The organism is Streptomyces sp. NPDC059906 (assembly GCF_042730645.1).
In the GTDB taxonomy this organism is placed as follows: domain Bacteria; phylum Actinomycetota; class Actinomycetes; order Streptomycetales; family Streptomycetaceae; genus Streptomyces; species Streptomyces rubrogriseus.
In genome coordinates, this window is the sequence record NZ_JBHWKU010000007.1 from 111,728 (window position 1) to 132,584 (window position 20,857).

The window sequence follows — 20,857 nt, forward strand, 5'->3', positions numbered from 1 at the left end:
TGCGGTCGGTGGCGTGGGGTGCGGTGGGGTGCGGTCGGTGGCGTGGGGTGCGGTGGGGTGCGGTCGGTGGCGTGGGGTGCGGTGGGGTGGGGTGCGGTGGGGTGGGCGGTCGTCGGGTGCCGACGGGGGCCCGCGGTGTGATCGGTGTCGTCGGGCCCATGGTGACGGTACGGCCGGTGCGGGGTGCGCTCAGGGCGCCCGGCGGCGGTACGTGGCTCAGGTGCTGCGGCGCGTCACCCCCTCGACCGGCCGCACCCGCAGCAACCGGCCCAGCGGCGCGCAGGTGGCGGTCCACACCAGTACGGCCCCGCAGGCGAGGGTCGCGGCCCAGGCCCAGGCGGGCAGCCCCGACACCGGCGTCCCGGTCTTCGCGCCGAGCGGCACCATCACCGCGGAGCCGGCCAGCACTCCCGAGCCCGCCCCGGCCAGCGTGATCACCGCGCCCTCGGCCACCACCACGGCGACCACCTGCCCCTTGCCGGCGCCCACCGTGCGCAGCAGCGAGAACTCGCGGAGCCGTTCGAGGGTCAGCATGACCAGGGTGTTCGCGGCCACGAGCCCGGCGAAGCCCGCGTACAGCAGGGTGCCGAAGATTTCCATCCAGTCCGGCTCGCCCGATCCCGTCAGCGACACGAACTTGGCCACCGCGAACGCCGTCACCAGCGCGACCGGGGTGATCGCCGCCGACAGCCGTCGGGCACGCGCCCGGCAGCCCGCCACGGCCAGCTCCCCGGCGACTCCGCCGACCCGGTGCAGCAGCGGGGCCGCGACCGCCGTGGCCAGCCGGCCGATCCACGGCCCCGCGAACCCGATGGCGACCAGGTACGCGAGAAGCACCAGGGGGATCTCGGAGGCCGCGTCCTCGGCGGAACCGGCACCGGCCACGACGGTGAGTGCGCCCGCGCCGAGGAGGAAGAGGAGAGACAGCGCCCCGCGCACCCGGCCGGGGCGCCCCCCGCCCTGCACGGCGGACTCGGCGAGCGCGGCGGAGGGGCGGGTACGGGACGCGCGCCACGCGCCGATCACCCCGCCGAGCTGGGAGGACACCAGCAGGACACCGGCCGCGGCGAACAGCGGCCCCGGCCCCACGCGCAGCGTCATGCCGGCCGGGATCATCCCCTCGCCCGCCATGCCGTCGAACCAGGCGCGGGCCAGCAGCGCGCCGAGCCCGTAGCCCACGGGCAGCGCGAGCAGTGCCGCCCACAGGGCCTCGGTCGCGACCATGCGCCGGATCTGCCAGGGTCCGGCCCCGACGGCACGCAGCAGGGCGCTCTCGCGGTGACGCTGGGCGACGGCCAGGGACATCACCTGGCCGATCACGAAGATGGACAGGTAGACCGTGAGCAGGCTGAAGACGATCCCCATCTCGGAGACGTCCGCCTGCGCCGGGGAGGCGGGTACCCCGGACGCCGAGACCGCCATGGCCACGGACGCGGTGACGACCGTCGCGGAGAGGACCAGGGCGCAGAAGACGCCCGCGAAGGCGGACGGCCGGGCGCGGACCGAGGCGGTGGCGAGGCCGGTGGCGGAGAACGGGCTCACACGCACCCGCCCACCCCCTGCGAGTCCTCCACCAGCCGCCCGTCCGCCAGCCGCAGCACCCGGTCCGCGCGGGCGGCGACCGCCGGGTCGTGGGTGACGACGACCACCGTGGCACCGTGCTCGCTCACCGCCTCCCGCAGCAGTCCCAGGACCTCCGCCGCCGTCTCCTGGTCGAGCGCGCCCGTGGGTTCGTCGGCGAACACGACGTCGGGAGCGGTGATCAGCGCGCGGGCGATCGCCACGCGCTGCTGCTGGCCGCCGGACAACTCCCCGGGCCTGGCGCCCGCGCGCCCTTCGAGGCCGACGCGGGCGAGCATGCGGCGGGCCCCGGCCGAGTCGCGCGGACGGCCGGCGAGGCGGAGGGGGAGCAGTACGTTCTGCTCGGCGGTGAGGGTGGGCAGCAGGTTGAACGACTGGAAGACGAACCCGATCCGCTCCCGCCGCAGCCGGGTGAGCTGCCGCTCTCCCATGCGGCTGATCTCCCGCCCGGCCAGCCGGACGCTGCCGCGGGTGGGCCGGTCGAGTCCGGCCGCGCACTGCAGGAAGGTCGACTTGCCGGAGCCGGAGGGCCCCATGACGGTGGTGAGGGATCGGGCGTACACCCTCGCGTCGAACTCCCGCAGGGCGTGCACGCTGCGTGCTCCGCGGCCGTAGCTGCGGTCGACGCGCTCCATTTCGAGGACGGTCTCCATGCACCCGACGCTATGGATCCGCAGTTCAGCGCCGCGATGGGGAAGGCACCCGGAACGGGGTTCGGTTCTTCCGAACCCCCTCAGCCCGCGGCGGGCGGCACGCCGGAGTCGTCCTGCTCGACGAGGGCGTACCCGGGCACGGACGGCCACCGCACCGTCAGCACCACGGACTCCTCCTCCGCGTACCAGGAGTGGTCGACGCCCCTGCCCCACACGACGTAGTCGCCCTGTTCGGCCAGGACGACGCTGCGGCCGGGCAGTTCCACCCGGAAGCGTCCGCTGATCAGGACCTGCAAGGCGATGCGTTCTTCGCCGGTGACCCAGTGGGAGCGTTCGTCCCCCTTTGGGTGGACGCCCCACTTGATCTCCACCGCCTCACTGTGCCGAGGGTCCCAGGCGTCCTTGAAGTGCCCCAGCAGCCACCCCCGGTCCAGTGCGGCGTCCTTGCCCGCGTTGCCCACGTACACGCTGTCCGTCTCGCTGTCCGTCTCGCTGTCCGTCATGGCTTCGGAAGCTAGCAGCGGGAGAACCCGTCGCACCCGCCCGCCCCGCCGGGTACGGTCACCAGCGCGTACGTACGGTGCTTCCCGCGATGAGAGCAGGTTTCGGTCATGGCATGTCGGATCAGTGAGCTCGTGCTCGGCTGTCGGGACCCCGAGGCGCTGGCCCGGTTCTGGTGCGAGGTGTTGGACTTCGTGGTGCTCGACCGCCAGGACAACGAGTACTTCGAGATCGGGCCGCGTGAAGGCTTCGGCGGGCCGCAGCCGACGATCATCCTCAGTCGCCGGGACGAGCCGGAGCCCGGGAAGTCCCGGCTGCACATCGACGTCAACGCCACCGACCGGGACCAGGACGCCGAGCTGGCGCGCCTGCTGAAGCTCGGGGCGCGGCCGGCCGACATCGGGCAGACCGGCGAGGAGCAGTGGCACGTCCTCGCCGATCCCGAGGGCAATGAGTTCTGTCTGCTCAAGGCCCGGCTCAACCCGCTCTGAGCGGCGCCGACGCCGGCGCCCGGTCCCGGCGGCTTGAGTTCCCGTACTCATGTCGTCGGGACCGCGCGCTTGCTACGTTGTGGCCCACTTCGTGGTCACGGCGCTCAGGGGGACGGCATGCGGTCGGCCGATGGTTCGGGGGGCGCGGGGGGCGTGAGGGACACGGGGGGCCTCCGCGGGCTCGGGCCCGGCGATCCCCTGGAGATCAGCGGCTATCCCGTGCACGCCCGTATCGGCGAGGGCGGCATGGGCACGGTGTACCTGTCGCGCACCCGGGGGAACCGGCCGATCGCGCTCAAGGTCATCCGCCGTGAGTACGCGGCGGACCCGCAGTACCGGCTCCGGTTCGCGCAGGAGGCGCGGGCGGCGCGGAAGGTCGCCGGTTACCACCTGGTCCCCGTCGTCGACTTCGACACCGAGGCCGGGCAGCCGTGGATCGCGACCGAGTACCAGCCGGGCCCGGCCCTTTCCGCCGTGCTCGACGCGTACGGACCGCTCCCCATGGCGGCCGCCCTCCAGATGACGGGGTGCGTGGCGCGGGCCCTGCACGCCGTGCACACCGCCGGGTACGTGCACCGGGACGTCAAGCCCAGCAACGTGCTCCTCGGCGCGGAGGGGCCCTGGCTGATCGACTTCGGCATCGCGCGCTCCGTCGCCGCCACCCGGCTCACCACGGCCGGCGGCCTCGTGGGGACGCTCCGCTACATGTCGCCGGAGCACGCGCGCGGGGCGCGACCGGAGCCGCCCAGCGACGTGTTCTCCCTCGGCCTGCTGGCCGCGGTCGCGGCGACCGGGCGCCATCCCTACGGCGACGCCGGTGACGTGGCCGTCGCCGCGCTGATCGCCGGGACGGGCAGCCGTCCGCCCGTGCTCGACGACTATCCGGCCCCCCTGCGGCACCTCCTGCGGGCCGCGCTGGCCGCCGAGCCGGAGGAGCGGCCCGACGCGGCCGCACTGGCGGCGCTGTGCGAGGAGGCGGCGGGACGTTCCCTGGCCGACTTCGACGGGTGGCTGCCCGGGCCGGTCTCCTCCGTCGTGGCCGGCATGGAGGAGGCGGTGGCCGCCGCCACCGGGAGCGTGCCCGTTCCCGGCCGGCCGGTCGCGGAGCCGCCGCCGATGCCGTCCGCCGCACCGTCCGCCGGGTTCGGACCGCCGCCGAGCATGCCCACGGTGCTCGTCCGCCCCCGTCCGGCACCGCCCGGGCGGCGACGGCGACGGGCGCTGACCGCCGGTGCCGCCGCCCTCGCGGCTGTCGCCGTGACCGTCACCGCCACGGTGGTGTGGCAGGGGATGAACGACGGGGCGCGGGCGTCCGGGAAGCCGGGCCGCGGCGGCACGACCGGAGCCGGTACCGACTCCGGTACCGGCTCCGGTACCGATTCCGGTACGCCGTCGCCGAAGCCGTCCGGGAGCGGCGGCGCGAGCGGGAAGCGTCCGGTGCCGTACGCGCCCCGGGGCTACCGGCTGCTCTTCGCCAACAAGCCCTTCACCTTCGCCCCGCCCGCCCGGGACGACCAGGCCAACCACCTGGACCTCGACATCCCCCGGGCCACGTACATGGAACGCGCCGCGCTGCCGGGACCGGCGGAGCTCGTGTACAACTCCGACGGCTGGCTCGGCAGCATCCTGGTCGTCGTCGGGGAACGCAGGACCGTCTGCACGGAGGAGCAGCAGACGGCCGTACTGTCCCACCCGCTGCCCGCCGCCGAACTGCGCCTGGGACGGCAGGTGAAGGTCGGCACCGTCCTGTGCTCCATCACCAGCAACGACAGCGTGGCGGAGGCGGAGATCACCGACATCCTCCCCGGGGAGGGCGGGACGGGACTGCCGACCTTCAAGGGGTACGTCAGCGCGTGGAAGCGCCCTCCGGTGAGCGGCTGAGAAGCGGCTGAGAGCAGGCGGGGGCCGGCTCAGGCCGGTTCCACCGGGAGCCACAGTTCCGTCGTCGCCGTCGTGAAGTCGTCCGCGCGGTCCAGGACGGAGACGATCGACGGGCCGGGGCGCAGGCGCCACGGGTTGGACGGGAACCACTCGGCCGCCGTGGCCGCCCAGGTGGTCTGGAGGGCGTCCGGGTAGGGGCCCGAGCTGCGGAAGACCGCCCAGGTGCCCGCCGGTACCTCGATGGCGTCGAGGTCGTCGGGGGCCGGGGTGGCGGCGGTGACGGCCACGCCGTGGAGGTAGGTCAGTTCGGTGCCCTCCGGACTGCCCTGGGCCACGTCGTCGCTGACCTGGAGCAGGCCGGCCGGGTCCGTGTCGCCGAGGGACTTCAGGCGGACGTGGGCCTCCTGGGGGAGTGCGGCGATGTGCTGCCGGATGCGCGGGTTGACGCCCTCGTGGACGAGGGGGACGCGGGTCGCGTGGCCGATCAGGCGGAACGCGGGGCGGTCGGTGAAGCGGGTGTCCATGGGGGTGCTCCCTTCGACGGTCAGGCGGAACCTGAGCTGCGGCTGTGTCCGAAGGGGGCCGCCGTCGCGGCGTACGTCGCGCGGAGCGGACCCGTGGACCGACCGGAACGCGCGTCCGAACGCCTCCGTCGAGCCGTAGCCGTACCGGACGGCGATGGTCAGTAGGTCGTCCCCGGCCCGTACGACGTCGGCGGCGGCCACCGTCATGCGGCGCCGGCGGACGTACTCCGACAGCGGCATGCCCGCCAGCGAGGAGAACATCCGGCGCAGGTGGTACTCGGTCGTGCCGAGGCTCGCGGCCAGCGCGGGGACGTCCGGCTCCTCGCCGAGGTGGTCCTCGACCAGGTCGACGAGGTGGTTCAGTGCCGAGATCATGCGGCCTCCCTTCGGCATCCACCGTGGCAGGGGGCACATCGGCGGCGCCCGATCGCCGCGGTCCGGTTCGGTCGGTTGCGTCGGCTGGCTCGGTTCGGTCGGTTCGGTCGGTTCGGTCAGGCGGGCACCGGCGCCGGGGGTGGCTGGTCCGGCCAGGTGAAGGCGTACCCGGGGTCGCCCCCGCGGGACAGGCGTACGTAGCGCAGCAGCTCGCGGACGATTCCCGCGTTGCCCATCGCCCAGCCGAGCTGCGGTTCGAGCTCGCCCGGCGTGGACCGGAAGTCGACGTTGGACCAGCGGGCGCCCTCGCGGTCCCGGGTGGCGCGGGCGGTCAGGTCCGTGACCAGGACGTCGGCGAAGTCGAACGCGTCCCGCTGCTCGGCGATCCGGTCGCAGGCCAGGGCCAGGACGCCCGCCGTGCCGCAGCAGCGGCCGTTGTTGTCCCAGAAGCCGGGGCGCAGCCGCCGGGGGAGGCCGGAGTGGGTCACCGTGTGCCAGCAGCGGTCGGCCAGGGCGGTCCAGGCGGGGGCGGACGTGACGTCGCGCAGGGTGCGGAAGAGCTGGGCGTCGCCTGAGGGGCCGTGGCACCAGCCGTAGCTGACCGGGTCGATCAGGTCCGGGAGGTGCTGCGGGGTGGAGTGCGGGGCCAGGAAGCCGTCGGGGCCGGCGGAGTCGCGGGACACGACGTCGGCCACCGCGGCCAGCGCAAGATCGAGCAGATCCTCGCGGCCTGTGGCGCCGCCGACGCGGGCGAGGGCCAGGGCGATGCCGAGGGTGCCGTGCGAGACGTGGTGCAGGCGGGAGTCGGTGTCCGGGCGGTGCGGCCAGTGGACGCCGTGCGCGGTCTGCTCCGCCGTACGCAGGTACGGCTCCACGGCCAGGACGGCGAGGTCGGGGTCGCCGGCCAGCAGGGCGCCCAGGCCGATGCCCGCGTTGCCGCCCATCAGCTCGAAGAGTGCGCCCCAGCGCGTGCCGTCGAAACGCGAGCGGACCAGGCCGAGGGCACGGTCGGCGGCCTCGCCCGACGCCGGGTCGCCCAGTTCGGCGTGGACCGCCCGCAGGACCAGGGCGAGTCCCGTGCGGCCGAAGTACAGGGAGTCGTCCTCCAGGTCGTCGACCCGCGCGGCCAGGGCCCGGGCCGCGCGCAGGGCGGTGTCGGCGTACGCGTCGTCGCCGAAGTGCCGCCACGCCTCCAGGAGCACGGGGATGTTGCCGGCCGTGCCGTTGTAGAGCATCGGCTCGACGGCGTCGTCCGAGGGCCTGACCGGCCAGGCGAGGCCGCCGCCGGGGGTGTCCCGGGCCGCCCCCGTCAGCCAGTGCAGCCCGTCCACCGCGATGTCCTCGACCTCGTCGACCGCCACGACCGTGGCTCCTGGTGCCGTCATGGGGCCACTCTCGCATCCGCGTCCGGCCCGGAAGCCGACGGAGGCGGGGGAGGGGAGGGGCGGAGGGGGGCGGAGGGGGGCGGAGGGGGCGGCGGGGTCAGTGCGCCGTCGTCAGGTGGCCGCGGTTGCCCCGGCGCCCCCGCAGGGCCCGCCACACCGCCCCCAGGGCCAGCGACTGGACGAGCGCCGAGAGCACGATGCCGCCGACGAAGAACCACGTCGGGGCGTCGCCGCCCCAGCCCGCCTCGCCGAGCCAGGCCACGAAGCCGAAGGCCGGGAAGGTGAACAGGGCCGGCCAGACCCAGATGAGGGACGCGTCGGGGCCGGTCACAAAGAGCGGCTGCGCCGCGGCGACCGCCATCGCACCGCCGACCACGGTGAGGTACACCGCGGAGACGCGGTTGGCGACGGCCAGGCGGGTCAGGGTGCGTATCCGGGTGGTGATGGTGGTCTTCGTCATCGGGTATCGGGCTCCCCGTGGTCGTCGTCGTCTTCGTCCGGCGTCCGGCGTCCGGCTTCCTGTTCCAGGGTCGGACGGGAGCGGGGCCGGGGACCTGAGTACCCGTACTCAAGTCGTACGACGCGACACCCAGGGGTGACTGTCCGGGTGGCAGTACGGCGGCCGGGGGTGCCGGCCGCCGTACTGCCGTCGGCGCGTCAGCCGCACTGACAGGGGCTGCCCGACTGGCAGCCGCAGCCGCAGCCCGAGCCGCAGCCGCAGGCGGCGATCAGCGGGAGGCTGCGGATCTCGGCGGGCTGCTCGGTGGGGCGTTCCCGTGCGGGGTCGGGCTTCGTGCTGGGGGAATCGGCCATGGTTCCTCCTGGAAGCGGGTGCCTGGGGCCCTGGGGCCCTTAGTCCATTGCACGCCCCGAGTGGCCGTCGCATCAACGGCGCACTGGGGCGAACGCGCGCCCCCGCTGCGCTCCGCGCGGGTGCGCTCAGGCTCCCTCGACCTGCGTCGCGGGCTGGATGTCCGCCTGGAGGTCGTCCGCGTGCTCGCCGGTGACCAGGTAGACCACCCGCTTGGCGACCGAGACCGCGTGGTCGGCGAAGCGCTCGTAGTAGCGGCCCAGCAGCGTGACGTCCACCGCCGTCTCGATGCCGTGCTTCCAGCGGTCGTCCATCAGGTGCTGGAAGAGGGTGCGGTGCAGGAGGTCCATCGCGTCGTCGTCCTGCTCCAGCTGGAGGGCCAGGTCGACGTCCTTGGTGATGATCACCTCGGCGGCCTTCGCCATCAGGCGCTGCGCGAGCTGGCCCATCTCCAGGATGGTCGCGTGCAGGTCGTGCGGCACCGCGCGCTCCGGGTAGCGCAGCCGGGCCAGCTTGGCCACGTGCTGGGCCAGGTCGCCCGAACGCTCCAGGTCGGCCGACATCCGCAGCGAGGTCACGACGATGCGCAGGTCGGTGGCGACCGGCTGCTGCCGGGCCAGCAGGGTTATCGCCCGGGCCTCCAGCTCGTGCTGGAGGTTGTCGACCTTCTGGTCCGCCTCGATGACGGCCTCGGCCAGCTTCAGGTCGGAGTCGAGGATCGCGGTCGTGGCGCGTCCGATGGCCGACCCGACCAGCCGGGCCATCTCCACCAGACCGTCACCGATCGAATCAAGTTCCTCGTGGTACGCGTCCCGCATCAGGATTCCCTCTCGTACGTCCGTTTCGGGGGCTCGAAGACGGCTTCGCGCCCCCCGCCGTGCCCCCACGCTTACACGTTCCGGCCTGTACGCGTCCGTTTCCGGCACCACAAATGAACCGTCCCTGGCTCCAAGGTGAACTCTGGGCGACGAGTGTTCGAGGTCGCACCCGGATGGCTGGGGCCGGACGGTTCGGCGTGCCTAACCTGGAGACATGGACGTGAACGCGGCGGTCGCCGCAGTGGCGGCGATCGCCGGAGTACTCACCGGCGTCATCGCCGTGCTGGCGTTCCGCTGGAGCGAACGGGAGCAGAAGCGCCCCACCCGCACCTCGCTCCACACCGACCCCGTGCTGCCGCCCGGTGTCGACACCGTCCTTTCCGTACTGCGCTCCTCCGCGGTCGTCCTCGACGAGGCCGACGCGGTGGTCAAGGCCAGCTCGGCGGCGTACGCCCTCGGCCTGGTCCGGGGCGGCAGGCTCGCCGTCGAGCCGATGCTGCAGATGGCCAGGGACACCCGGCGGGACGGAGAGATACGGCAGGTCGAGCTGGACCTGCCCCGGCGCGGCAACGGGCGGGGGGAGGCCCTCGCCGTCTCCGCACGCGTCGCGCCCCTCGGCTCGCGGCTGGTGCTGCTGCTCGTCGAGGACCTCACCGAGGCCCGCCGCATCGAGGCGGTACGGCGGGACTTCGTCGCCAACGTGAGCCACGAGCTGAAGACGCCGGTGGGGGCGCTCTCACTGCTGTCCGAGGCCGTGATGGACGCGGCGGACGACCCGGAGGCCGTGGAGCGGTTCGCCGGGCGGATGCAGATCGAGGCGACCCGGCTGACGAACCTGGTGCAGGAGCTCATCGACCTGTCCCGGGTGCAGAACGACGACCCCCTCGACGACGCCGAGCCCGTCCGGGTGGACGAGCTGGTCGCCGAGGCCGTCGACCGCTGCCGGCACGCGGCCGGCACCAAGCAGATCACCATGGCCGCCGGAGGCACGGCGGATCTGCACGTGCGCGGCAACCGCGGCCAGCTCGCCGCCGCCCTCGGCAACCTCGTCGAGAACGCCGTCAACTACTCGCCGGCCCGCACCCGCGTCGGCATAGCCGCCCGCCGCGTCGCCGCCCCCGGCGGCGACCTGATCGAGATCGCCGTGACCGACCAGGGCATCGGCATCTCGGAGAAGGACAAGGAGCGCGTCTTCGAGCGCTTCTACCGCGTGGACCCGGCCCGCTCCCGGGCCACCGGAGGCACCGGTCTGGGTCTCGCGATCGTCAAGCACGTGGTCGCCTCGCACGGCGGGGAGGTCACGGTGTGGAGCGCCGAAGGCCAGGGCTCCACCTTCACCCTGCGACTGCCGGAGGCGGGCTTCGCCCGCGACCGCGCGCAGCGGCGGTCCGACCGCTCCGGGCTCAGCGACGAGACCGAGCGGCCGTCCTCATCCCCGCATTCCCAGCATTCCCAGCATTCCTCGCATTCCCCCCATTCCCCCCATACATCCCCGTACGAAACGTTTCCTGCCCCGGAGGTCCTTCCGTGACCCGTGTGCTCGTCGTCGAGGACGAGGAGTCCTTCTCCGACGCCCTGTCGTACATGCTCCGCAAGGAGGGCTTCGAGGTCGCCATCGCGACCACCGGCCCCGACGGACTCGACGAGTTCGAGCGCAACGGCGCCGACCTCGTGCTCCTCGACCTGATGCTGCCCGGCCTGCCGGGCACCGAGGTCTGCCGCCAGCTGCGCGGCCGCTCGAACGTACCCGTGATCATGGTGACCGCCAAGGACAGCGAGATCGACAAGGTCGTCGGGCTGGAGATAGGGGCCGACGACTACGTCACCAAGCCCTTCTCCTCCCGCGAGCTGGTCGCCCGCATCCGTGCCGTACTGCGGCGCCGCGGCGAGCCGGAGGAGGTCGCCCCGGCCGCCCTGGAGGCCGGGCCCGTCCGGATGGACGTGGACCGGCACGTGGTGACCGTGGGCGGCACCAAGGTCGACCTGCCGCTGAAGGAGTTCGACCTGCTGGAGATGCTGCTGCGCAACGCGGGCCGCGTGCTGACCCGCATGCAGCTGATCGACCGGGTCTGGGGCGCCGACTACGTCGGTGACACCAAGACCCTCGACGTCCACGTCAAGCGGCTGCGCGCCAAGATCGAGCCCGACCCGGGCGCGCCGCGGTACCTGGTGACGGTGCGCGGGCTGGGGTACAAGTTCGAGCCGTAGGCCGGGGCCTTTGGGCCGCCCGGCCCGGGCGGCCCACCGGACACGGCGAAGGGCGGGACCTCACGGAGAGGTCCCGCCCTTCGGTCGTGCGCCGGTGCGTCCGCAGGGTGCTCAGTGGCCGGCTTCGGTGCCCGTGCCGGTCTCGGTGCCGGTGCCCGTGCCGGTCTCGGTGCCGGTGCCGGTGCCGGTGCCCGTGCCCGTGCCGGTCCCGTCCGTGTCGCCGGTGGCTCCACCGGTGGCCTCGTCCGTCCCGGGGGCCGTCTCGCCGTCCGCCGGGGTGCCCGAGGACTCCCCGTCCGCCGGCTCGCCCGAGGTCTCCGCGGAGGCCTCCCCGGAGGGCTGCGCGGAGGCGCCCGGGGCCGCCGGGGTCTCGCTCGGGCCCCACTCGGCGAAGTAGCTCTCGGCGGGGACGACGAACGCGCGCAGACTCACGGCGCCGGTCTTGCTGAAGTTGAAGGTGATCTTCTGCGCGTTGCCGTCCTGGACCGCCTCGCGGCTGCTGGGCAGGACTGCTGCGGCGTTGTCCTTGCCGCCGAGGATCAGGCGGCCGCCGGCCGGGACGGTCAGGTCGCCCTGCTCGCCCTTGGCGGGCTTCAGCTCGGCGGACTTGCCGGTTCCGGCCACGGTGACCGACTCGAGGGTCTGGTCCTTGTCACCGCTGTTGAACAGGGTGGCGGAGACCACGGCCGGGCCGGTCGACTCCAGGTCGGGCTGGGTGATGACGACCGCGTTCTGGATCTTGATGTCGCCGACGGACGTCGCAGCGTTGTCCGGCTTGATCTCCAGCGTCTGGGCGTTGTGACCGGCGCCGCACGCGGCGAGCGAGGCGATCGAGAACGCGATGGCGGCGGCGGCGAGGGCACCGCGTCGAAGGCTGCTGCTCACGGCGGCGGCAACTCCTTGGACTCGAGCGGGGTGGCGGCAACGGATAAAGCCGCCCTAAGTGGCTGTCAGCGGCCTCAGGCTACCGAGCCGTTGTTGAGCCGCCGCACCCGACCCTCCCCGAAGACATCCGGCTTCGCTCGGCAGGCGGTAGGCGCCGGGGGCGGCGCGGGACGAGGGGGAGGCACGGCACCGGTGCGCCGCGGGCGCCGTTCCCGCACGGCCGGGGGCGCCGGTAGGCGTTGTTCCGGTGGGCCGTTTAGCGGCTCGTACTCGTCCGACATTCAGCTATGAAGCCCTCCGCCATACAGGTCGGGATCGGTACGCGAAATTTCCGTGAAGGAATGCGCGGACGGCCAGGAAATTGATCACCGGGGGACGGCCGGGGGCGCGTCGTGATCAATTATGGATTCGTCCGGAACCCTGCCGCGGCCTCCGAACGGAGTAGCGGAAGTCGCACACGCGGAACCGGACATATCGGGATCTTCGGGCGGGTGGCGAGGCCTCCGGATGTGTGTGACGTGCGTGTTTCGACCGGCCTGGACAGCGGCTCCGACCTGCGAATACTTTCTTCCGCTCGCCCGGCGCAGCACGTTCCTGTTGCTGTTGTCAAGCCCCGAGATATGCCCTGACCTGCGAAAACGCCATTCAGAAGACGCCGTTTCCGTGTTACCCTGGATAGCCACGGAAGGGGTACCTGTCACATGACGTTCAAGGTTGGCGACACCGTGGTCTATCCCCATCACGGGGCCGCGCTGATCGAGGCTATCGAAACTCGCCAGATCAAAGGCGTGGACAAGACCTACTTGGTGCTGAAGGTCGCCCAGGGCGACCTGACGGTACGTGTGCCAGCGGACAATGCGGAGTTCGTCGGCGTGCGTGATGTGGTCGGTCAGGACGGGCTGGACCGGGTCTTCGAGGTACTGCGCGCGCCGTACGCCGAAGAGCCCACGAACTGGTCGCGTCGTTACAAGGCAAATCTGGAGAAGCTCGCCTCCGGCGACGTCATCAAGGTCGCGGAAGTCGTGCGCGACCTGTGGCGGCGCGAGCGCGAGCGCGGACTCTCCGCAGGTGAGAAGCGCATGCTCGCCAAGGCCCGCCAGATCCTGGTGAGCGAGCTGGCTCTCGCGGAGAACACCAACGAGGACAAGGCGGAGGCCCTGCTCGACGAGGTGCTCGCCTCCTGATCCGACTGGATCCGAGGCGAGGCGCAGACCGTCACCCATTCGGTTCAGCGCACTGAAATGCCGTGGTGCCCGATGACATTCTTGCTGTCGCCGGGCGCTGCGGCATGTTCGTACCCGGACACGGTTTCCGGCATCCGGACGTCCGGATGCCGATGATCCTCGTACGCTCATCCCGGGAGGTTTCCCCGGGTCCTGGCGTGCCGGGCCCGGGCTGCTGGCTCGACCAGGGTCACGGAAGGGTCCGGTCAAGGCATCGCGCCCGGCACGGTGAGGCCATACCCAACTAGGTCGAGCACACAAACCTGACAGGAACCGATGTCTGACGAATCGCGTCCCTCACCCGTCGAGACGACTGCGGAGACGTCCATGGAGGCGTCCGCGGAGGCGTCCACGGAGACGTCCGCCGCGGACCGTCCGCCCGCCAGGACCGCCGCCGTGATTCCGGCTGCGGGCCGGGGTGTGCGGCTCGGTCCGGGCGCTCCCAAGGCCCTGCGCGCGCTGGGCGGCACGCCGATGCTCATCCACGCGGTCCGGGCGATGGCCGCCTCCCGCGCGGTGTCCCTCGTCGTGGTCGTCGCCCCGCCCGACGGCGCGGGCGAGGTCAAGAGCCTCCTGGACGCGCACGCGCTGCCCGAGAGGACGGACTTCGTCGTGGTGCCCGGCGGCGAGACCCGGCAGGAGTCGGTACGGCTCGGCCTGGACGCGCTGCCGCCCGAGTACGGCATCGTCCTCGTACACGACGCGGCCCGGCCGCTGGTGCCGGTGGACACGGTGGACGCGGTGATCGACGCCGTACGGGAGGGTGCGCCCGCCGTGGTGCCGGCGGTGCCGCTCGCCGACACCGTCAAGCAGGTCGAGCCCGCGGTGGCGCCGGGTGGGCCGGAGCCGGTGGTGGCGACGCCGGAGCGGGCGCGGCTGCGCGCGGTGCAGACCCCGCAGGGTTTCGACCGCGCGACGCTGGTGCGGGCCCACGGGACGGTGACCGACGACGTCACCGACGACGCGAGCATGGTCGAGCAGCTGGGGATCGCGGTGGTGGTGGTGCCGGGGCACGAGGAGGCGTTCAAGGTGACGCGTCCGCTCGACCTGGTGCTCGCGGAGGCGGTACTGGCGCGCAGGAGGCTGAACGATGGGTTCTGAGGGTTCCGGTACGGGAGAGCTGCCGCTGTTGCCGCAGGTCGGGATCGGTACGGATATCCACGCCTTCGAGGACGGGCGTGAGCTGTGGTGCGCCGGGCTGAAGTGGGAGGGCGAGGGGACCGGGCTCGCCGGGCACTCCGACGCGGACGTCGTCGCGCACGCGGCGTGCAACGCGCTGTTCTCCGCGGCGGGGGCCGGGGACCTGGGGCAGCACTTCGGCACCGGGCGGCCGGAGTGGTCCGGGGCGTCCGGGGTGACGCTGCTGACGGAGGCGGCGCGGATCGTGCGGGCGCGGGGGTTCCGGATCGGGAACGTCGCGGTGCAGGTGGTCGGGGCGCGGCCGAAGGTCGGCAAGCGGCGGGACGAGGCGGAGGCGGTGCTCTCCGCGGCGGTGGGGGCGCCGGTGTCGGTGTCGGGAGCGACGACGGACGGGCTGGGGTTCCCGGGGCGGGGGGAAGGGCTGATGGCGGTGGCCACGGCGTTGGTCGTGCGGGTGGCTTGAGCGTGGGGGGTGGGCACCCCGCGTTGCCCTCGCGGGGACAAGAAGCGAGCCAGACGCCCCCCGTGTGCCGGCTCGCGGGGGAGTGACTCGGTCCCGCAACAACGGTGCACGTGTGCCCCTGGCACTGCTTGGCGCCTACTACCCTGGACACGTGACTATTCGCCTGTACGACACCAGCGCCCGGCAGATCCGTGACTTCGCCCCCCTCACGCCGGGCTGCGTCTCGATCTACCTGTGTGGCGCCACCGTGCAGGCCGCCCCGCACATCGGGCACATCCGGTCGGGGCTGAACTTCGACATCATGCGCCGCTGGTTCGCGTACCGCGGCTACGACGTCACCTTCATCCGCAACGTCACCGACATCGACGACAAGATCATCTGGAAGGCGGCCGAGCAGAACCGCCCCTGGTGGTCCATCGGCTACGAGAACGAGCGGGCGTTCAACGACGCCTACGACGCCCTCGGCTGCCTGCCGCCGACGTACGAGCCGCGGGCCACGGGCCACATCACCGAGATGGTCGAGATGATGCGCGGCCTCATCGAGCGCGGGCACGCCTACGAGGCCGAGGGCAACGTCTACTTCGACGTGCGCTCCCTGCCGGGCTACCTGTCGCTGTCCAACCAGGACCTCGACGAGCTGCGCCAGCCCGCCGGGGAGGGCGAGATCGGCAAGCGGGATCCGCGGGACTTCGCCATGTGGAAGGCGGCCAAGCCCGGGGAGCCCAGCTGGGAGACGCCGTGGGGACGGGGCCGGCCCGGCTGGCACCTGGAGTGCTCCGCGATGGCGCACAAGTACCTGGGCGAGGAGTTCGACATCCACGGCGGCGGGATCGACCTGATCTTCCCGCACCACGAGAACGAGATCGCCCAGGCCAAGGGGTTCGGCGACGCCTTCGCCCGCTACTGGGTGCACAACGCCTGGGTCACCATGAGCGGCGAGAAGATGTCCAAGTCGCTCGGCAACAGCGTCCTCGTCAGCGAGATGGTCAAGAAGTGGCGCCCGGTCGTGCTGCGGTACTACCTCGGCACCCCGCACTACCGCTCCACCATCGAGTACAGCGAGGAGTCCCTGCGCGAGGCCGAGTCGGCGTACGCGCGGATCGAGGGCTTCGTGCAGCGCGTCACCGAGCTGGCCGGTCATGCCGTGGAGCCGGCCGCCGAGGTGCCGCCCGCCTTCGCCGAGGCGATGGACGACGACCTGGGCGTCCCGCAGGCGCTGGCGATCGTGCACACCACCGTCCGGCAGGGCAACAGCGCGCTGGCCGCCGACGACAAGGACGCCGCCGTGGCCCGGCTCGCCGAGGTGCGGGCCATGCTCGGCGTGCTGGGGCTCGACCCGCTGGACGCGCAGTGGGCCGGGGAGCAGGCGCAGGGCGAGGATCTGCGGCACGTCGTCGACAGCCTCGTACGGCTCGTGCTCGACCAGCGCGAGGGCGCGCGGGCGCGGAAGGACTGGGCCACGGCCGACGCCATCCGCGACCAGCTCGGGCAGTCCGGACTGGTCATCGAGGACGGCCCGCAGGGACCCCGCTGGAGCCTCGGCCCCCGCTGACCCGAGTCCGCACTCACAGATCGACTCGTAGATCGATTGTGCCGCCCGGCCCTCCGGGCGGCACACTGCATAAGACGCACGTACGACGCACACCCCCGTAAGACCCCGAGACGCAGAGACGCAGAGAAGCGGAGACAGGTACTCATGGCCGCGAACAACCGCCGCATGTCCGGCAAGAAGGGCGCGCAGGTCGGCAGCGGCGGCAAGCGACGCCGGGGCCTGGAAGGCAAGGGGCCGACGCCCCCCGCCGAGATGCGCAAGGGGCACGCCAAGCAGCGCGCCGCCAACGCCAAGGCGCGCCGCGCCACCGGCGGCCGCCCGCAGCAGCGGCGCGGCGGTGGCCGCTCGACGTCCGAGCTGGTCGTCGGCCGCAACCCGGTCTACGAGGCGCTGCGCGACGGGGTGCCCGCCTCCACGCTCTACGTCCAGCAGTTCATCGACAACGACGAGCGGGTGCGCGAGGCGCTCCAGCTCGCCGCCGAGCGCGGTGGGATCAACCTGATGGAGGCGCCGCGTCCCGAGCTGGACCGGATGACCAACGGGCTCAACCACCAGGGGCTCGTCCTCCAGGTCCCGCCGTACGAGTACGCGCACCCCGAGGACCTGGTCGCCGCCGCCCACGACGAGGGCGCGGACCCGCTGATCGTCGCCCTCGACGGCGTGACCGACCCGCGCAACCTCGGCGCCGTCGTCCGCTCCGTCTCCGCCTTCGGCGGCCACGGCGTCGTCGTGCCCGAGCGGCGCGCGGCCGGCATGACGGCGGGCGCGTGGAAGTCGTCCGCCGGCGCGGCCGCCCGTACGCCGGTGGCGCGCGCCACCAACCTCACCCGGGCGCTGGAGGCGTACCAGAAGGCCGGTATCGCGGTCGTCGGCCTCGCCGCCGACGGCGAGGCCGAACTCGGCGACCTGGCGGCCCTGGGCGGCCCCGTGGTCATCGTCGTCGGCAGCGAGGGCAAGGGGCTGTCGCGGCTCGTCGGCGAGACGTGCGACTTCCGGGTGCGGATCCCGATGCCGGGCGGTGCCGAGTCCCTCAACGCCGGTGTGGCGGCGGGGATCGTGCTGTACGAGGCGGCGCGTCGGCGCCCTTGAACAAGCGTTCGCCGTATAACCCGAACGGGGTGTTCGAGGCTGTCCGGACATGCTTGACGCGGTCCGGACAGATCGGGCCGGTCAAGGCAGTGTCCTAACGACACATCACTCGGTTAGATGAGTGTGGACACCAGAACACCCCGCACACCCACGGGGGACCGCTCGTCGGGATACGACGACGCTCCCGCGCTGAGCATGGTGAAGGTGCCGAGCGATCCGGCCCAGGTCATCGTCAACCACGCGAGTTTCCGCGTGCAGTTCGGTGCCTCCGCCCGGCGGACCCAGTCCCCGCGGATCGCGCGGCACCTGAGCGCCACCCAGGACCCCGCCCGCATGCCCGGCGCCCCGGCCGCGGGCCGTCGCCGCGCCGTCGTGTGGAGCGGGCGGTCCGACCCGGACGACACCGGCGCGCACCGGCTGCTCCAGGCGGTGCGGGCCGGAGCCGGTCAGCACGCCGAGAACCCGGCCGCCGACCACGCGGGCGATGCCGGAGCCACGCAGGTCATCCCCCGGATCGACCTCGACGGCGGCCCCCTGGACTACGACGACGGCCCCGCCACCCAGACGCTGGAGACCCCCCTCGTCGGCGCCCAGCGCGGCCCCGTCCCCGACGGCACCCGGCTGCTGCCCGCCATGCGCACCGTCGGCAGCGCGTACGACGAGCCGGCCTACGACGACTCCGCCTACGGCACGCAGGAGTTCGGGGCCGGCTACGGCGACGACGGCTACGGCTCCGACGGCTACGGCGAGGACACGGGCCCGGGCGAGCCCCGCAGCAGGCGCCGCACCGACGACCCGGCGCGGCACGCCTACTTCCCCGGCCGCCGTATGAACCTCGGCGTCGTCCTGCTCCCGCTGCGCGTCTTCCTCGGCTTCATCTCCATCTACGCCGGCATGGGCAAGCTCTGCGACCCCGTCTACTTCGACGGCGGCGAACGCGGCTCCATGGTCAAGTGGCTCAACACCCTGCACCCCTGGGACGTCGCCGAGCCGCTGCGCCAGTTCGCCCTCGCCCACCCGGTGGGCGCCGGGCTGGTCATCGCCTTCCTCCAGGTGCTGGTGGGCGTCCTGACCGTGCTCGGCTGCTGGCAGCGGGTGGCCGCCGTCATCGGCGCCGGCCTGTCCGCCGCGCTCCTGGTCACCGTCAGCTGGAAGAGCGTCCCGGTCTACGACGCGCCCGACATCATCTACCTCGCCGCCTGGTCCCCGCTGATCATCGCCGGGGCCCCCGTCTACTCCGTGGACGGCAGACTCGCGGGCAGCGCCTGGCGCCGGCTCGGCCCCCGCTCCGACATCTGGGACCTGCGCCGCTACGTCCTGCGCCGCGGCGCGCTCATCACCTTCCTCGTCGCCGGTGTCACCCTCCTCGTCGGCTCCGTCCTCGGCGGTGCCGTCCGGGACGCCGACCGCGTGGTCGTGCCCGGGCCCGGCGAGTCCCCGCGCAACGAACTGCCCGGCTCCCCGCTCCCGCAGGACCCCGGCACGCGCAAGCCGAAGGCCTCCTCCCCGGAGGCCTCCGCCTCCCCGACCCAGGGCGCCACCGGCGACAAGTCCACCCCCTCCCAGGACGCGGCGACCACCCCCGGAGCGACCCGCGACAGCAGCGGCACCACCACGGGCGGCGGTACGCCGAGCCAGACCCAGGGCACCACGGGCCAGGCCCCGCCGCGCCAGTCCTCCCCGGCCGGCCAGGCACCGAGCACCACGGCGGGACCGACCGCGGGCGGCACCTCGACCGGCGGCAACGGCGGCTCCACCGGCTCCACCGGCAGCGGTGACGGCGGCGGCTCGTCCTCCACCGGAGAGCCCGGCAGCCGCCTCGTGGGCGGCCTCCTGGGCTAGCCCCACGCGTTCGCGCCCTGCGCCCCGGTCACAACGGGGAGCAGGGCGCGCGTCGTTGGTCCGTCAGTGTTCCGAGGCGGCGTACGTCACGAAGTCCGTCCACGTGTCCGGCGCGAGGGCAAGCCGGGGGCCCGTCGTCTGCTTGGAGTCGCGGACGTGGACCGTGCGGGGCGCTATCGCGATCTCCACGCAGGAGTCGCCCTCGGGACCATCGCTGTAACTGCTCTTGAACCAGGCCGGTTCGGAGGCATCATCGGCAGCGGTCTCGCGGATCATTCTTCTCCCAGCAGTTCCTCGATGAAGGCCAGGGACTCCCTCGGGCAGAGGCCCTGAGCCCGAATGGTGCTGTATCGCAGCTCAAGGATGCGGAGCTGCTTCAGCTCCGAGGTCGGGCGGCCGTTGAACGCTCCGTCGGAACGTCCTACCGCCGTACCGTCCCCGAACTTCAGCACCTCGATCTTGCCGCTCAGCCCAGGGTGTTCACCCGCGCTCGTCGGCATCACCTGAAGAGTGACGTTGCGTCGCTGCGCCAACTCCAGCAGATGTTCGATTTGCTGACGCCACACCATTGTGCCTCCAACCGTTCGGCGCAGCGCCACCTCCTCCTGAACGAAGCTGAGCATGGGTGCCGGGCTGCGCTCGAAGATCGACTTCCGGGCCATCCGCGCGGCTACGAGCTCGTCCAACTCCTCTTCCGCGTAGGCGGACTGGGACACCTCGAACAAGGCACGTGCGTGCTCCGGCGTCTGCAGCAACCCATGGATGCTGAGCCCGACGTACACGCCCAGCTCGACCGCCCTGGACTCCAACTGCGCCAGCGCCCGCACGCTCTTCGGGTACCGGACCTTCTTCACGTCCTCCCAGGCCGCCGAGAGGAGCCCACCGGCATCCAGCACCTCGTCGGCCCTGTCCAGATACTCCTGCCGGGGAATCCGCTTGCCGCCCTCGACTTTGTAGACGAGGTCCTCCCCGTACCCCACCGCCGCCCCGAAGTCGCGGCCCGCATCCCCAAGGCCTCGCGGCGGAGCTTCAACTGCCGTCCCACCGTGGTGATGACCGCGACGCCCCACTCGTCGTCGGGGTCGACATCCCATCCCGGCTCCTCCGTCTCGCCCTCCGTCGTTGCCATACCGCGCCCTCCCGTCGTCCCGCGCCGAATCGCGCGCCCTGCCCGCACCAACCGCCCCGACCGTCCGGACAGCACCGGACAAGCAGCCGACAGACGGCCGCCATGCCCTGTGGGTGGGACGCCAATCACGTTAGATCGCGACAGGGGCTCTCGACAGGGCCGGATCTTCAATTCACACGTTCGAGTGCAGGTGGGCCGGGATTCTCCAGGGTGTGACGTTCGGTGACAGTTGGCATGGCACTGGCGCGCGACCCCGTCGCGAGCCGGTAGAGGTGCCACCCGAGGGTCTCCTGGTGAGTGGCGTGG

20 protein-coding genes and 1 pseudogene are annotated in these 20,857 nt (G+C 72.8%); 10 read left to right on the forward strand and 11 right to left on the reverse strand.

The features are described 5' to 3' along the window. Positions 1–216: 216 nt before the first annotated feature. The 3 genes from ACFV9J_RS13955 to ACFV9J_RS13965 form a co-directional block, all read right to left on the reverse strand. On the reverse strand, positions 217–1,542 hold the full coding sequence (locus ACFV9J_RS13955; protein WP_385353805.1) for an FtsX-like permease family protein: 1,326 nt from the start codon (positions 1,540–1,542) through the stop codon (positions 217–219). Then, complete coding sequence (locus ACFV9J_RS13960; protein ID WP_385353807.1) at positions 1,539–2,234, reverse strand: ABC transporter ATP-binding protein; 696 nt, start codon at positions 2,232–2,234, stop codon at positions 1,539–1,541. The genes ACFV9J_RS13955 and ACFV9J_RS13960 overlap by 4 nt, the downstream gene beginning before the upstream one ends. Positions 2,235–2,314: 80 nt before the next feature. Continuing rightward, a complete protein-coding gene (locus ACFV9J_RS13965; RefSeq protein WP_385353809.1) occupies positions 2,315–2,737 on the reverse strand; it encodes a signal peptidase I in 423 nt (140 codons plus the stop codon). Positions 2,738–2,845: 108 nt separating this feature from the next. Between ACFV9J_RS13965 and ACFV9J_RS13970 the strand changes: the two genes are divergently transcribed. Together ACFV9J_RS13970 and ACFV9J_RS13975 are read left to right on the forward strand one after the other, a co-directional pair. Further along, positions 2,846–3,226, forward strand: coding sequence for a VOC family protein (locus ACFV9J_RS13970; protein WP_385353811.1), 381 nt, complete (start codon positions 2,846–2,848; stop codon positions 3,224–3,226). 153 nt (positions 3,227–3,379) lie between these two features. Beyond that, positions 3,380–5,107 carry a serine/threonine-protein kinase gene (locus ACFV9J_RS13975; RefSeq protein ID WP_385353813.1) on the forward strand — a complete coding sequence of 576 codons (1,728 nt, stop codon included), beginning with the start codon at positions 3,380–3,382 and terminating at the stop codon, positions 5,105–5,107. 29 nt (positions 5,108–5,136) lie between these two features. Here the strand turns inward: ACFV9J_RS13975 and ACFV9J_RS13980 are convergent, their stop codons facing one another. The 5 genes from ACFV9J_RS13980 to phoU form a co-directional block, all read right to left on the reverse strand. Beyond that, positions 5,137–6,006 carry a GyrI-like domain-containing protein gene (locus ACFV9J_RS13980; RefSeq protein WP_385353815.1) on the reverse strand — a complete coding sequence of 290 codons (870 nt, stop codon included), beginning with the start codon at positions 6,004–6,006 and terminating at the stop codon, positions 5,137–5,139. Between the two features lie 116 nt (positions 6,007–6,122). Next, positions 6,123–7,391, reverse strand: coding sequence for a lanthionine synthetase LanC family protein (locus tag ACFV9J_RS13985; RefSeq protein ID WP_385353817.1), 1,269 nt, complete (start codon positions 7,389–7,391; stop codon positions 6,123–6,125). A gap of 97 nt (positions 7,392–7,488) precedes the next feature. Continuing rightward, a complete protein-coding gene (locus ACFV9J_RS13990; RefSeq protein WP_385353819.1) occupies positions 7,489–7,851 on the reverse strand; it encodes an SCO4225 family membrane protein in 363 nt (120 codons plus the stop codon). 197 nt (positions 7,852–8,048) lie between these two features. Further along, positions 8,049–8,204: a hypothetical protein gene (locus tag ACFV9J_RS13995; protein ID WP_385353821.1), complete on the reverse strand. Its 156-nt coding sequence runs from the start codon at positions 8,202–8,204 to the stop codon at positions 8,049–8,051. A 126-nt stretch (positions 8,205–8,330) separates the two neighbouring features. After that, complete coding sequence (phoU, locus tag ACFV9J_RS14000) at positions 8,331–9,020, reverse strand: phosphate signaling complex protein PhoU (protein WP_003974747.1); 690 nt, start codon at positions 9,018–9,020, stop codon at positions 8,331–8,333. A 214-nt stretch (positions 9,021–9,234) separates the two neighbouring features. On the opposite strand from phoU, the gene ACFV9J_RS14005 reads away from it, so the two are divergent. Both ACFV9J_RS14005 and ACFV9J_RS14010 read left to right on the forward strand, forming a co-directional pair. Further along, complete coding sequence (locus tag ACFV9J_RS14005; protein WP_385353823.1) at positions 9,235–10,551, forward strand: sensor histidine kinase; 1,317 nt, start codon at positions 9,235–9,237, stop codon at positions 10,549–10,551. Next, positions 10,548–11,228 carry a response regulator transcription factor gene (locus ACFV9J_RS14010; protein ID WP_003974745.1) on the forward strand — a complete coding sequence of 227 codons (681 nt, stop codon included), beginning with the start codon at positions 10,548–10,550 and terminating at the stop codon, positions 11,226–11,228. Before ACFV9J_RS14005 ends, ACFV9J_RS14010 begins: the two co-directional genes overlap by 4 nt. A gap of 111 nt (positions 11,229–11,339) precedes the next feature. On the opposite strand, the gene ACFV9J_RS14015 is transcribed toward ACFV9J_RS14010, so the two are convergent. Then, positions 11,340–12,113: a DUF461 domain-containing protein gene (locus ACFV9J_RS14015; protein ID WP_385353826.1), complete on the reverse strand. Its 774-nt coding sequence runs from the start codon at positions 12,111–12,113 to the stop codon at positions 11,340–11,342. 701 nt (positions 12,114–12,814) lie between these two features. Between ACFV9J_RS14015 and ACFV9J_RS14020 the strand changes: the two genes are divergently transcribed. From ACFV9J_RS14020 to ACFV9J_RS14045, 6 genes are all read left to right on the forward strand, one after another. Next, positions 12,815–13,297, forward strand: a complete 483-nt coding sequence (locus ACFV9J_RS14020; RefSeq protein WP_003953493.1) for a CarD family transcriptional regulator — start codon at positions 12,815–12,817, stop codon at positions 13,295–13,297. Between the two features lie 366 nt (positions 13,298–13,663). Then, positions 13,664–14,437: a 2-C-methyl-D-erythritol 4-phosphate cytidylyltransferase gene (gene ispD, locus ACFV9J_RS14025; protein WP_385354094.1), complete on the forward strand. Its 774-nt coding sequence runs from the start codon at positions 13,664–13,666 to the stop codon at positions 14,435–14,437. Continuing rightward, positions 14,427–14,939 carry a 2-C-methyl-D-erythritol 2,4-cyclodiphosphate synthase gene (gene ispF / locus ACFV9J_RS14030; RefSeq protein ID WP_385353828.1) on the forward strand — a complete coding sequence of 171 codons (513 nt, stop codon included), beginning with the start codon at positions 14,427–14,429 and terminating at the stop codon, positions 14,937–14,939. Before ispD ends, ispF begins: the two co-directional genes overlap by 11 nt. A gap of 151 nt (positions 14,940–15,090) precedes the next feature. After that, on the forward strand, positions 15,091–16,491 hold the full coding sequence (gene cysS / locus ACFV9J_RS14035; RefSeq protein WP_385353830.1) for a cysteine--tRNA ligase: 1,401 nt from the start codon (positions 15,091–15,093) through the stop codon (positions 16,489–16,491). 144 nt (positions 16,492–16,635) lie between these two features. Then, a complete protein-coding gene (rlmB, locus tag ACFV9J_RS14040) occupies positions 16,636–17,580 on the forward strand; it encodes a 23S rRNA (guanosine(2251)-2'-O)-methyltransferase RlmB (RefSeq protein WP_385353832.1) in 945 nt (314 codons plus the stop codon). A 117-nt stretch (positions 17,581–17,697) separates the two neighbouring features. Continuing rightward, positions 17,698–19,422, forward strand: a complete 1,725-nt coding sequence (locus ACFV9J_RS14045; RefSeq protein ID WP_385353834.1) for a DoxX family protein — start codon at positions 17,698–17,700, stop codon at positions 19,420–19,422. Between the two features lie 63 nt (positions 19,423–19,485). On the opposite strand, the gene ACFV9J_RS14050 is transcribed toward ACFV9J_RS14045, so the two are convergent. Both ACFV9J_RS14050 and ACFV9J_RS14055 read right to left on the reverse strand, forming a co-directional pair. Beyond that, positions 19,486–19,698, reverse strand: coding sequence for a DUF397 domain-containing protein (locus ACFV9J_RS14050; RefSeq protein WP_385353836.1), 213 nt, complete (start codon positions 19,696–19,698; stop codon positions 19,486–19,488). Beyond that, positions 19,695–20,551: pseudogene (locus ACFV9J_RS14055) on the reverse strand (helix-turn-helix domain-containing protein). Before ACFV9J_RS14055 ends, ACFV9J_RS14050 begins: the two are co-directional and overlap by 4 nt. Positions 20,552–20,857 lie beyond the last annotated feature (306 nt).